Origin of the sequence: Bacteroides sp. 2201st1_D9_2201SCRN_220225 (genome assembly GCF_040928965.1) — a bacterium.
GTDB lineage: Bacteria > Bacteroidota > Bacteroidia > Bacteroidales > Bacteroidaceae > Bacteroides > Bacteroides stercoris.
In genome coordinates, this window is the sequence record NZ_JBCODG010000044.1 from 24,282 (window position 1) to 36,899 (window position 12,618).

Annotated in this window: 10 protein-coding genes and 1 pseudogene; 7 read left to right on the forward strand and 4 right to left on the reverse strand. The window is 45.4% G+C overall.

Features of this window, described 5'->3' with window-relative positions; all coding sequences use genetic code 11:
* Positions 1–71 precede the first annotated feature (71 nt).
* From hisF to AB5903_RS14530, 7 genes are all read left to right on the forward strand, one after another.
* Positions 72–827 (forward strand): imidazole glycerol phosphate synthase subunit HisF, encoded by a 756-nt coding sequence (gene hisF, locus AB5903_RS14500; protein WP_195658730.1) that lies wholly within the window; start codon positions 72–74, stop codon positions 825–827.
* A 107-nt stretch (positions 828–934) separates the two neighbouring features.
* Positions 935–1,543, forward strand: coding sequence for a bifunctional phosphoribosyl-AMP cyclohydrolase/phosphoribosyl-ATP diphosphatase HisIE (gene hisIE / locus AB5903_RS14505; RefSeq protein WP_195658729.1), 609 nt, complete (start codon positions 935–937; stop codon positions 1,541–1,543).
* Positions 1,544–1,549: 6 nt separating this feature from the next.
* Positions 1,550–2,257, forward strand: coding sequence for a cell division ATP-binding protein FtsE (locus AB5903_RS14510; protein ID WP_272710658.1), 708 nt, complete (start codon positions 1,550–1,552; stop codon positions 2,255–2,257).
* 35 nt (positions 2,258–2,292) lie between these two features.
* Positions 2,293–3,609 carry an aspartate kinase gene (locus tag AB5903_RS14515; protein ID WP_368117968.1) on the forward strand — a complete coding sequence of 439 codons (1,317 nt, stop codon included), beginning with the start codon at positions 2,293–2,295 and terminating at the stop codon, positions 3,607–3,609.
* Positions 3,610–3,697: 88 nt separating this feature from the next.
* A complete protein-coding gene (lysA, locus tag AB5903_RS14520) occupies positions 3,698–4,858 on the forward strand; it encodes a diaminopimelate decarboxylase (protein WP_272710657.1) in 1,161 nt (386 codons plus the stop codon).
* A 127-nt stretch (positions 4,859–4,985) separates the two neighbouring features.
* Positions 4,986–7,328 carry a heparin/heparin-sulfate lyase HepB gene (hepB, locus tag AB5903_RS14525; protein ID WP_368117969.1) on the forward strand — a complete coding sequence of 781 codons (2,343 nt, stop codon included), beginning with the start codon at positions 4,986–4,988 and terminating at the stop codon, positions 7,326–7,328.
* Between the two features lie 82 nt (positions 7,329–7,410).
* Complete coding sequence (locus tag AB5903_RS14530) at positions 7,411–8,157, forward strand: hypothetical protein (RefSeq protein ID WP_022104538.1); 747 nt, start codon at positions 7,411–7,413, stop codon at positions 8,155–8,157.
* 390 nt (positions 8,158–8,547) lie between these two features.
* Here AB5903_RS14530 and AB5903_RS14535 read toward each other — a convergent pair whose 3' ends face one another.
* The 4 genes and pseudogenes from AB5903_RS14535 to AB5903_RS14550 form a co-directional block, all read right to left on the reverse strand.
* Positions 8,548–10,005, reverse strand: coding sequence for a hypothetical protein (locus AB5903_RS14535; protein WP_195658727.1), 1,458 nt, complete (start codon positions 10,003–10,005; stop codon positions 8,548–8,550).
* 60 nt (positions 10,006–10,065) lie between these two features.
* Complete coding sequence (locus AB5903_RS14540) at positions 10,066–11,196, reverse strand: hypothetical protein (RefSeq protein WP_195658726.1); 1,131 nt, start codon at positions 11,194–11,196, stop codon at positions 10,066–10,068.
* 11 nt (positions 11,197–11,207) lie between these two features.
* Positions 11,208–12,095, reverse strand: coding sequence for a FimB/Mfa2 family fimbrial subunit (locus AB5903_RS14545; RefSeq protein WP_195658725.1), 888 nt, complete (start codon positions 12,093–12,095; stop codon positions 11,208–11,210).
* A 22-nt stretch (positions 12,096–12,117) separates the two neighbouring features.
* Positions 12,118–12,618, reverse strand: a pseudogene (locus tag AB5903_RS14550) (hypothetical protein); the annotation flags it as partial.

The following is a 12,618-nucleotide window of genomic DNA, read 5'->3' on the forward strand; positions in this document are numbered from 1 at the left end:
GTAACATTGCATTCATTATTGTTGCTCAACGTAAATCGAGTCATAAATCCAAAATCATAAATAAAAGAAGAGTGTTAGCAAAGAGAATCATCCCCTGTCTTGACATCAAAGACGGACAGACCGTAAAAGGGACTAATTTTGTAAACCTGCGTCATGCAGGCGATCCGGTTGAACTGGCGCGTGCTTATAGTGAGCAGGGGGCCGATGAGTTGGTCTTTCTGGATATTACCGCCAGTTTTGAGGGGCGCAAGACATTTGCCGAACTGGTGAAGCGTATTGCCGCCAATATCAGCATACCTTTCACCGTAGGTGGCGGAATCCATGAACTGAGTGATGTAGACCGGCTTCTGAATGCCGGCGCGGACAAGATATCCGTCAATTCCTCGGCTATTCGCTGTCCCGGACTGATTGACGAGATAGCCAAGCATTTCGGTTCGCAGGTTTGTGTATTGGCTGTTGATGCCAAGCAGACGGAAAAGGGTTGGTGGTGTTTTCTCAATGGTGGGCGTGTGGAGACCGACAAAGAACTCTTTGCCTGGACAAAGGAAGCGCAGGAGCGCGGTGCGGGCGAGGTGCTTTTTACCAGTATGAACCATGACGGCGTAAAGACCGGATATGCCAACGAAGCCCTTGCCGCTCTTGCCGACAGACTTTCCATACCCGTTATCGCATCGGGCGGAGCAGGCGTGAAAGAGCACTTCCGTGATGTCTTTTTGGAAGGAAAAGCAGATGCCGCCTTGGCCGCCAGCGTTTTTCATTTCGGAGAAATTAAAATTCCCGATTTAAAATCGTATCTTTGCGCCCAAGGAGTCGCAATGAGAAGATGATAAGGAGTTATAAGTTATGAGTTATAAGTTATTCGCTGCTGCACGAAGCACGGATGAAAACGACTCATAACAATAACTCACAACAAAATAACTTATAACTTAAAAAGATGTTGGACTTTGATAAAATGAACGGACTCGTTCCGGCAATTATACAGGATGCTGACACGACCAAGGTGCTTATGTTAGGTTTTATGAACCGGGAAGCATATGATAAGACGGTAGAAACGGGTAAAGTAACATTCTTTAGCCGTACCAAGAACCGTCTTTGGACAAAAGGTGAGGAGAGCGGCAATTTCCTGAACGTGGTTTCCATGAAAGAGGATTGCGACAAGGATACTTTGCTGATTCAGGTACATCCTGTCGGTCCGGTTTGTCATACGGGTACGGATACTTGCTGGGGAGAGAAGAACGAACAGCCTGTTATGTTCCTGAAACTTCTTCAGGACTTCATCGACAAGCGTCATGCTGAAATGCCGGAAGGCTCTTACACAACCAGCCTATTCCAGTCGGGTGTCAATAAAATGGCGCAGAAGGTAGGTGAAGAAGCGGTTGAAACTGTTATTGAAGCATGCAACGGTACTGACGAACGTCTGATATACGAGGGAGCCGATTTACTGTATCATCTTATCGTATTGCTGACCTCTAAAGGTTATCGCATAGAAGATTTGGCACGTGAGTTGGAAGAACGTCACAGTGCGGATTGGAAGAAACACTAAGTTGTTATGGACGAAGCGCTGATACGATATAAAGATGTGGAGATACACCAGCAAGAGCTGTGTGTGTTGAACGATGTAAACTTGGAGTTACATAAGGGAGAGTTTGTCTACCTCATCGGTAAAGTCGGTTCGGGTAAGACGAGTTTACTCAAAACCTTTTACGGTGAACTGGATGTGGCGGCGGGCGATGCCGAGGTGTTGGGATATGATATGTTGCATATCAAGCGCAAGCATATTCCGCAGTTGCGTCGTAAGTTGGGTATCGTATTTCAGGATTTCCAGTTGCTTACCGACCGTACGGTGTATGACAATCTTGAGTTCGTGCTCCGTGCCACCGGGTGGAAGAATAAGGGAGAAATAAAAGACCGTATCAGCGAAGTATTGCAATTGGTGGGTATGAGCAATAAAGGTTATAAATATCCCAATGAATTGTCGGGAGGCGAACAACAGCGTATCGTGATAGCCCGTGCCGTACTGAACTCTCCGGAAGTAATTCTTGCCGATGAGCCAACCGGAAATCTGGATGTGGAGACGGGATTTGCCATAACCCAGCTTTTACATAGTATCAGTGAGGCGGGTTCGCTGGTTATTATGACTACGCACAATATGCAGTTGCTTTGGGAATATCCGGGGCGCGTATACCGTTGTGCCGACCATTTGATAACGGACATAACGGAGCAGTATTCCGTTGTGTCGTCAATAGAAGAGAAATAAACAAGATTATATAACATTTTAATACAGAAACGAAAATGAAAGCTTTAAAGTTTGGAGGTACTTCAGTAGGTTCGGCTCAGCGAATTAAGGAAGTAGCCAAATTGATTACCGATGGTGAACGTAAGATCGTGGTTCTCTCTGCCATGTCGGGTACCACAAACACATTGGTTGAGATTTCGGACTATCTGTACAAGAAGAATCCGGAAGGTGCTAACGAGATTATCAACAGACTGGAAACGAAATATCGCCAGCACATTGATGAACTTTATGCCACTCCCGAATATAAGCAGAAAGGTCTGGAACTTATCAAATCTCATTTCGACTATATCCGTTCTTATACCAAAGACCTTTTTACGCTGTTCGAGGAGAAGGTAGTGCTGGCGCAGGGTGAGTTGATTTCTACCGCCATGATGAATTACTATCTGCAGGAATGTGGTGTGAAGTCGGTTTTGCTTCCGGCTTTAGAATATATGCGTACGGACAAAAATGCTGAACCTGATCCTGTTTACATCAAAGAAAAACTTCAGGTTCAGCTTGAGTTGCATCCCAATGCCGACATTTATATCACACAAGGTTTTATCTGCCGCAACGCCTATGGTGAGGTAGACAATCTGCAACGTGGCGGCAGCGATTATACCGCTTCTCTGATAGGTGCGGCTGTCAATGCTTCCGAAATCCAGATTTGGACGGACATCGACGGTATGCACAACAACGACCCGCGTATTGTGGACAAGACCTCTCCCGTGCGCCATCTTCATTTTGAAGAGGCAGCCGAGCTGGCATATTTCGGTGCAAAAATCCTGCACCCTACCTGTATCCAGCCCGCCAAGTATGCTAACATCCCCGTGCGCCTGCTCAATACAATGGATCCCACGGCTCCGGGTACACTCATCTCCAACGATACGGAGAAAGGCAAAATCAAGGCTGTAGCTGCAAAGGATAATATCACAGCTATCAAAATCAAGTCCAGCCGTATGTTGCTTGCTCATGGTTTCTTGCGTAAAGTGTTTGAAATCTTTGAAAGTTACCAGACTTCTATCGACATGATTTGTACGTCCGAAGTAGGCGTATCCGTTTCTATCGACAATACCAAGCATCTCAACGAGATTCTGGACGATTTGAAGAAATACGGTACGGTGACGGTGGACAAGGACATGTGTATCATCTGCGTGGTAGGCGACCTCGAATGGGAGAACGTCGGCTTTGAAGCCAAAGCGCTCGATGCCATGCGCGACATACCGGTACGTATGATTTCTTTTGGCGGCAGTAACTATAACATTTCTTTCCTTATCCGTGAATGTGATAAGAAACAGGCTTTGCAGTCGCTCAGCGATGCGCTGTTCAATGAGTAATAAAAGAAAACAGTAGATATGAGCGCTTTTACCTTCTTGATAAAAGCGCTCTTTTTAACTAAACGAAGATATAACCCATAATAATTATATGAAAGGAACATTTCCTATTGACAAATTCCGCGAATTGCGTACCCCGTTTTATTATTACGACACGAAGGTGCTGCGTGATACTCTTTCCTGCATCCGTACCGAAGCGTCACGATACGATAACTATTCGGTGCATTATGCGGTGAAGGCCAATGCCAATCCTAAGGTTCTGACTATTATCCGTGAGAGCGGGTTGGGAGCGGACTGTGTGAGTGGCGGTGAAATCCGTGCGGCAATCAAGGCTGGTTTCCCAGCCGACAAGATTGTGTTTGCCGGAGTGGGTAAGGCAGATTGGGAGATAAATCTTGGATTGGATTATAATATCTTCTGTTTTAATGTAGAGTCCATACCCGAACTGGAAATTATCAACGAACTGGCCGCAGCCAAAGGCAAGGTAGCCAATGTTGCTTTCCGTATCAACCCCAATGTAGGCGCGCATACGCATGCCAACATCACTACCGGATTGGCGGAAAACAAGTTCGGTATCAGTATGGAAGATATGGACCATGTGATAGACGTGGCGCAGGAGATGAAAAATGTCAAGTTCATCGGGCTGCATTTCCACATCGGTTCGCAGATATTGGATATGGGCGATTTTGTGGCTTTGTGTAATCGTGTCAACGAATTGTTGGACAAACTTGAAGCCCGTCAGATACGTATCGAACACGTTAATGTGGGCGGTGGACTCGGCATTGATTACGGACATCCCAACCGTCAGCCTGTACCCGATTTCAAAAGCTATTTCGAAACCTACGATAACTGCCTGAAACTCCGTTCCTATCAGACACTTCATTTTGAATTGGGGCGTTCGGTCGTGGGGCAGTGCGGTTCGCTTATTGCAAAGGTTTTGTATGTAAAGCAAGGTACTAATAAGCAGTTTGCCATTCTCGATGCAGGTATGACGGATTTGATTCGTCCTGCACTCTATCAGGCATTCCATAAGATAGAGAACATCACTTCCGATGCTCCACAGCAAACCTATGATGTAGTGGGGCCTATCTGCGAATCATCCGATGTCTTTGGCAAGGCTGTCGATTTGAACAGTGTGAAGCGTGGCGACCTTATAGCCCTTCGCTCTGCCGGAGCTTACGGTGAAATCATGGCTTCGGGTTATAACTGCCGCGAGTTACCGCAAGGTTATACATCGGACGAACTGGTATAAGTGCAGTACAAGATTTGAATGATTTATCAAGCATGGGAACATCCTTTTTGTTTCTGTGCTTGTTTTTTATAGCTACCTGATTTTTTTGTTGCATTTTTACAGCATTAATATCTGATATAAATCCATTATGAAACACAAGTCGATTTTCTTTTCACTTAGCCTGATATTTAGTTCGTTTTGTCTTTCAGCGCAGGAATTGCCGAAAGAAGTGGTCTGGCAAGAGATAGAGGGAGTTAATGTACCGATTCCGCCTCAGACGCATCCCCGTTTGTATGTTCGCTCATCCGATTTACCCGCGTTGAAGGAACGTCTGAAAACTCCTCAGGCACAGCAGACACTCTCTCTTATGAAAGAGCTGAGCAAAGACCGCACTCCGGCGGAAGAAGCTGCCGTTACAAACCGCGGTTTCCGCTATTATTACGAGATGCGCGGCGTTACATCGCGGGTGCAGTTGCAAGCCCTTGACTATCTGTTGGAAGGTGACAAACGTTTGGCACGCAAGGCCATTACAGCCATGCTCGATACGTTGCAGCGTGCCTCTTTCGGCACTCGTTCCGACTTGTCGCGGGCTAGCGGAGCCATGCTGATAACGGGGGCTATGGTATATGACTGGTGCTACGATCAGATGAAGAGTTCCGAGAAACAGGCTTATATCAAAGAATTTATCCGTTTGGCAAAGAGTATGGAATGCGGTTATCCGCCATGCAATAACCAACCCATAGCGGGGCATCCGTCGGAGTGGATGATTATGCGCGATATGCTGTCGGCAGGCATTGCCATTTATGATGAATATCCCGATATGTACAATCATGTCATTACCATGCTCTATCGTGATTATATCCCGGCACGCAACTATTTTTACGAAGGGCAGAACTATTACCAGGGCACGAATTATGTACATGTCCGCTTTGCCTGCGACCTCTTTCCTTTATGGATTCTGGATAAGATGGGAGCCGGTAGCATTTACAGCTCTTCGGCGAGGTTCGTACTCTACGACATTATCTACCGCCGGCGTCCCGACGGAGTGTTGATGCCTGCGGGCGATGATTATCCGCAGAACCGTCCCGCATTGCTTACTATGCCGACGCCTATGTTTTTGGCTTCCAGTTATTATAAAGATGAATATCTGGCTTATGAGTTCGAGCGTAATCCCCGGTTGGACAAGTCGGGCAACGAGTCCATGAACCATTGTCTGATATACGATCTGTTGTGGCGTGACTACACCCTGAAAGGCAAGGCCCCCGACGACCTTCCTTTGACACGTTATTCCGGTACTCCCTATGGCTGGATGATTGCCCGTACCGGTTGGGATGCCAACTGCGTGATTGCCGAGATGAAAATTAATGAGCAATTTGTGGGTAACCACCAGCACATGGACGGCGGCAGTTTCCAAATTTACCACAAAGGGCCTTTGGCTATCGATGCCGGTGCTTATAGCGGTAGTTCGGGCGGTTATAACAGTCCCAACAACAAAAATTACTTCAAACGCACCATTGCCCATAATTCATTGCTGATGTACGATCCTGACGAAAAGTTCGGCTGTTGGAACTATGGCGGGGGTGGAAAGACACGGTTTGCAACCAATGACGGCGGGCAGCGTATGTGCGGCGAAGGTTGGAAAACCTGCAATTCGCTCGACAGCCTTTTGTCCGAGGAATATACGGTAGGTAAAGTGTTGGCTCATGGATTTGGTCCTGACGCGCAGGCTCCCGATTATTCTTATTTGAAGGGGGATATAACACAAGCCTATACCCGGAAAGTGAAAGAGGCGAAACGTTCTTTTGTATTCCTTAACCTGAAGTCCGAAACCGTGCCTGCCGCACTTATTGTATATGATAAAGTATCGGCTTCCAATCCCGATTTCCGTAAATACTGGTTGCTGCATAGCATTGAAGAACCCACGCTTGAAGGTAATACTTTCACCGTGCGGCGCACCAAAGACGGTGATAGCGGTATGCTGCACAACACCGTCCTTTTACCTCAGGCAGATAATCTTCGTATCGATAAGGTTGGCGGTCCCGGCAAAGAAAACTGGGTGTTCGGCACTAACTATCCCAACGATGCCGTAGCCCCTTATCTTGACAATGCCAACGAGCGCGGAGCCTGGCGGGTAGAAGTTTCACCCGTTGCCCCTGCCGTTACCGATAACTTCCTGAATGTGATACAGGTTGCCGATAACCGATGCAACAAGTTGAACGCAGTGCAGCGTATTGAGGATGACCGGATAGTAGGCGTTCAGTTAGCCGATCGTGTCGTTACTTTTGCCAGGAGCAGCGAACCGCTGCAGAAGGATTTCACCCTTACAGTTAACGGTACGGGTACATATAAATTCGTCATTACCGACCTTAAAGCAGGTAATTGGCAAGTAAAGAAAGACGGTTGTGTCTTTATTCCGTTGACCGAGGTGCAGGCTTCCGATGGAGTACTTACTTTTGAGGGGAGTGCCGGTAGTTATGAATTTTGTAGGTAATAATTTTAAATAAACAATAGAGCAGGTATTTAACTTGTTCTATTGTTTCTGTTATTTGCACTGTTGATAAAATAATGTAGTTATGAAGCAATACGAAGCTGTCATAGAAACCTTAGATAAGTTGGGTGGAGTCGCAACTTTAGGAGAGCTGAACAGAGAAGTTTTTAAAATAAGCGACTGTGAATGGAAAACAAAAACTCCATTTGCCAGTATCCGCCGCATTGTGCAACAGACTAAGGGGATCTATAAGATAAAGCCCGGATTATATGGACTTGAGAAGTATAGAAAACAAATAGAAGATAGGGGGATTATTGTAGAAACCGAGAAGAACAAAGATTCAAATGATGTTATAATGTTCAACCATACTTACTATCAAGGTATTCTATTAATAATAGGGAAGTACCGTAACATGCAGACTTTCGTACCCAAACAAGATAAAAACAAGAAATTCTACGATGGGCACAAGTTACACGAACTTTCTACTCTTGCAGAACAGCCGCCTTATTCCTATCCTCAACTGATAAAGCGCAGTGCTACTATTGATACGATATGGTTTAACGGACGCAATATGCCTCATTCATTTTTTGAGATAGAGCATTCTACGGACATCCAGAACTCTTTGCTGAAATTCAACGACCTGCAAGATTTCTATGTAAGAATGGCTATTGTTGCCGATATAAAACGCAAACCGGAATTTGAAGCTAAGATGCGTTTTCATGCTTTCGATGATTTACGATTGAACAAACGTGTGTCATTTTTAAGTTATGATGCCCTTGTTAAGCAATACGAAATGGAACAGGAAAAACAATCATTTGAATTTATCCTTTAGATTTGCAAATACTTGCTTTTCTTTATTTCGTAATAAAATTAAAGATATTGCTCTTTTGGATAGTATGGGGAAGTTGTCTGTACAAGAGGACTTTGCTTGCGGTTATGATTTACCCTTTTAATGAACATCCAAGAGTTCTTTGTTACGGTTGTTTTGGGTTTGAAAATATAGGTCTGTATAAAATAGTGCTCCCCGCACTTCACAGTGCAGGGAAGGCACAGCAAACAAACAAAACATTTCTGATTTGAATAAAGAGATATTCTTATCAGACGTTTTTGTTTTAGATATTTAGAGCGTTTTAATGCTTTGGAAGTGGAAGTTGGATATAAGTTGTGTATGTAAATTCTATATTCTCATTTGTACAAAGCAATGATTTCTTATTATTTTAAGCTATTTATTTCGTACACACCGGATAACAAAAGCTATTATTTCACCTGTTGAAGAGTCTTCACCCCCAATGAATTCATTTTGAAGATGTCTGTTGTACGTAGTGCATAGATAGTATCCTATGGCATCAAAATAAGGTTCGTGCGGATGTCCGTCGGTAAATCTCATAAAGCTACTATATGGGAGTTTTAATACATCTCCGTATATTGTGTATCCATCTTTGGGTACTCCTTTTGCATAGGAAAGCAAATTATTGAACTCTTGTAAAGTAGGAGTTCTCCAAGTGCTATTAGGTTCAACTTTTCGACATGGGTCTCTTGAATCGGACCAAGTTGTGATAAGTTCCGGATTATTTGGCAACGGATTATTGAATACAAAATAGTCCGGAGCATTATTTGCTTTGCTGCATGTCAGTGTATTGGGATAGATACCATATTTTTTTGTTTCTGCTGTATAATATAAGTTTCCGTTTGCCCAAATATTTCCCCCGATAATATACCCTTCTGTTGTGGTGAATGAAACGTTGTTGTAATAGGTGTTATTGGCGTTAAGAGTCACTCCGGATAATGTTGTGCTCCTATTGCTAAATGGTTTGTTGCCAATGGTAAGATTCAATTTTATCGTTACGCTTGCAGAAGTTTGTGGCAATAAATACGTGTAATTGCTATACACACTCATCGCATTCGGACTGCTCCAAGTGATATTTATCGTTCCCGATCCGGCTTGTGCTGTCAGTGCATTGTTTGTGAAAGAATAGGTAGCATTATGTTTGGGCAGAGTCACTGTACCCGTACATGCCGTAATTATTCCCATTCTTTCGGCTTGGGCAATGGCTTGTACTCTGTATCGTGCACAATGATGTTTGAACACGATGTTACTCAACGTATATTTGCTGCCTGTATTGTTAATTACAACTCCAGCTTTTACATACGTCATAAAATTTTGCCCGTTTGTTACGGGAACACTTGTAGAGCTGTTGGTAAATGTGGTAATGGCGCTTGAATTGCCGTATGAATAAACGATGAATGTATAAGTTCCCATAGGGAGAATAAGGCTCTTTGTGGTTTGTACGCTGCTTCCCAACAGCTTATAATCTCCATATCCGGCATAGTTTGCAGTGGAAATTTCGGTGGCGGTAGCCGATTTATAAGCTATGACCCGGAAAGTTATGTTATCTTCCATGTTTGCCCAGCGGGTGGCGGCTTCATCGGTTGCATATCCTGCGGGGTAATACAGTGTACTCACTTTCATATTCAAGTCGTATTCTCCTTTTTGTTTGACGGTTTTTGTTATTCCGCTTCGTGTGCCGGCAATCTCTTCCGTGCTCCAGCCGTTTGTCTGGGGAGCTTCCACCTCAACGAGGATGTTGTTGGGAGAGGGGTTCTCTATGCTGTCCTCGTATTTTCCGCACCCGATTATCAGCAGGACAACCGATATATGGAATAACATATTTCTTATCATTCGTCTCATTTTTTTAAGGTAAAGTAATCGTTTATGAACCGTTTGTCATTTTTGCACCTGCTACCATTGATCCGGACTTTGAGGCATGGTTATTGTTCCCGAACCTGCCGATGTCTGTCCGCTCCACGCTTCTGCTGATATACTTGTTGCTATCACCAATGTCTTGTCGCCCGTAAGTGCTGCTGCTTCCGTGGTATATCCCGCATTGTTCACCGCCTTGATATTCACGATGTAGCGGCAGTTCCTTTTTAGCGGAATATAACTTCCCCCGCTAGTAAGGTCCACTCTGTAATAATGTGTGCTTCCCGCATAAGTACCTCCTACGACAAGGCATACATTATTGTCCCTGCCATTTCCTTGCGGTGTTTCCGCTACGTAGATAGTCCGTATCAGTGATTTGCCGTCCGTGCAGGTGTAAGTCAGCGCATCGTTTGTTCCGGCATCCGGGGGGATGGATACGGACGCAACCACGTTATCGGTAATTGTCCCACCGTTTACAGGAGCTGCGTAGCCTTTATTCTTGGTGCAGTACACGCTGACTGTTTTCAACGTAAATCCGCTTATTCCTGCTGCTGTTTCTCCATTTAGCATACATCCCACATCTATGCGTGCCAGCGAACGCAGCAACGTGATGTTTCCCAAAGATGTGGCAGGAGTGATGGCTTGCGTTGCAGTCGTTTCTCCCCACATAGGGAAACGGCTGTAGTTTGTCGTTCCGGTTGCATTCCACATTCCGGTGGCATCGAACGTTATCATTTTCAGAACATCGTTTTTGGCAGTGTTATCCGGAATGACGGGTAGTTTCTTTCCGGCATTGGCTATGACTACAAGTCTGTATTTCTCGCCTATCAGGCTTTGTTTCAGGGTCACTATGTACTTTTCATCCTGTAACTGTACTTGTGGCGCCTCATAGCTGAACGTTTCCGTGGAACTGTTTGCCTTGAATACCAATACTTTCAGTTGGGCTATGTCTATTGTATTTTCCTCGTTGGATGTAATGGCGCGGGTGGCGGTACTTCCGTCCGTTGCCGTCGGTAGCGAAATGCGGAGTGTGAGCATTACTTCGCCATTGTCGGTCAGTGTGCCAGGTTGCCCATTGTCGCAAGCCAGCAGGGCAAGGACGGTTACCGCACAGGTTACGATGCGTAATAATGCGGCGGATTTGCTTCTATATTCCGATAGCCCTGTCATACTTTTTTAATTTACATTTCCGTTTCCTGTTCCACTTCTCCCCATGGCAGTACTTTTACGAATACTCTTATTTCGGTCTTTCTGAAATCTATTTCAATGTCAGTTTGCTTTCCGGCTTCCGCTCGTAAGAGGTGTAGCTCGTTATCCTGCGTAATGGTGCATAGTTTTTCCTGCCCTCTGTATATTTCCACTTCGATACATTCTTCTTCTTGGGTTGGAAATATGCGAAAGGGCGGAGCATAGGCATCTCCTTGCTCATCTGTAAAGGTTGGCGGTTTGTATCCTGCGTTTTCTCCGGTTACTTTTCCCATGAAATCCACTTCGGAACCCGTTCCCCGTACAATGAAGGTATAGGTTTCTCCCTGATACGGATAGCGTTCTGCAAGATAGCGTGTCCGTATGCTCAATCCTGCGGCCATTCTTTTCATAACCAGCGTGATTTTTTCCTCTTGTATGCTCCTTGTAGCGGTGTTGTTCAGCTCCTTGCGGCAGTAAAAGAGGTCAGTAACAGGCAAATGGCTTCCTTCGGCATGTTGTTTCAGTTTCAGGCGTGCTTCCTCTAGCAGGGTTCCCGGTTTGATTTTGGCGGTAATCAGGGTATCTTCCTTGATGTTTCCCCACGCTACGAGGGTAAGCCGTGCTTCTTTGTGGTTTCCGAAAAGATAGTCTGATGACACTCCTGCAGGAACCATGCGTACAAAACCGTTTTCTCCGAAAAGATACACTTCCGATTTCTCCAGTACACCGCTTTGGGTGAGATCATTACCTGCCGCATCCACTACCCGCACGTGTATTTCGTACTGCATGCAGTCTCCGGTGTCTTCCCGCACGCATGATACGTGCAGAAAGGCAAGGCAGGCATACGATGCCGTAAGTATGGCTGTGCGGATAGGTTTCATTACTGTTTATGGTTTCGGGTAATTATTCGAATGTCACGTCCTGCGTGATGTTCAGTGCCCAGTCGGCTACACTCACTGTCAGTTCGAGTGAAGTAGGGTTTATCTCTCCGGTGGGGTCACCGGTTCCTATATTCTTGATAGTTGCCTTGATGGCATAGGTCGTGTTGCGGGCAATGTTTGAAGTACCCGTGCCCGAAGCTCCGGTGATATTTGTTCCGGTCTGGCTCTTGTTGACGATTATCGGATAATAGATGGTGGTTCCTGCATCACTTGCACTTTTCTTGAACGTTCCTTCCAGTACCAATGCCGTACGGGTGGTCTCTTCGTTGGGGAGTATATAGAACCAGTAGTCGGTTTTATGCTCGGTACCTACGCTTACCGGCGGAGTGACCGAATTTGCCAGATAAGCTACAGTTCCGCTGGAGCCGGTGTAGTTTCCGGTCAGGTAATCCGGTGTGCTCATTTTGGTGGTGCTGTATCCTCCCGTGCCCGGTACAGCTTCTTTCACGGCATTCCGCACAAA

Excerpts from the sequence above, each read along its gene's own strand:
- AB5903_RS14535 (WP_195658727.1), bottom strand. The coding sequence starts at position 10,005 with ATGATAAGAAATATGTTATTCCATATATCGGTTGTCCTGCTGATAATC.
- AB5903_RS14545 (WP_195658725.1), bottom strand. The coding sequence starts at position 12,095 with ATGAAACCTATCCGCACAGCCATACTTACGGCATCGTATGCCTGCCTT.
- AB5903_RS14540 (WP_195658726.1), bottom strand. The coding sequence starts at position 11,196 with ATGACAGGGCTATCGGAATATAGAAGCAAATCCGCCGCATTATTACGC.
- hisIE (WP_195658729.1), top strand. The coding sequence starts at position 935 with ATGTTGGACTTTGATAAAATGAACGGACTCGTTCCGGCAATTATACAG.
- AB5903_RS14510 (WP_272710658.1), top strand. The coding sequence starts at position 1,550 with ATGGACGAAGCGCTGATACGATATAAAGATGTGGAGATACACCAGCAA.
- hepB (WP_368117969.1), top strand. The coding sequence starts at position 4,986 with ATGAAACACAAGTCGATTTTCTTTTCACTTAGCCTGATATTTAGTTCG.
- AB5903_RS14530 (WP_022104538.1), top strand. The coding sequence starts at position 7,411 with ATGAAGCAATACGAAGCTGTCATAGAAACCTTAGATAAGTTGGGTGGA.
- lysA (WP_272710657.1), top strand. The coding sequence starts at position 3,698 with ATGAAAGGAACATTTCCTATTGACAAATTCCGCGAATTGCGTACCCCG.
- AB5903_RS14515 (WP_368117968.1), top strand. The coding sequence starts at position 2,293 with ATGAAAGCTTTAAAGTTTGGAGGTACTTCAGTAGGTTCGGCTCAGCGA.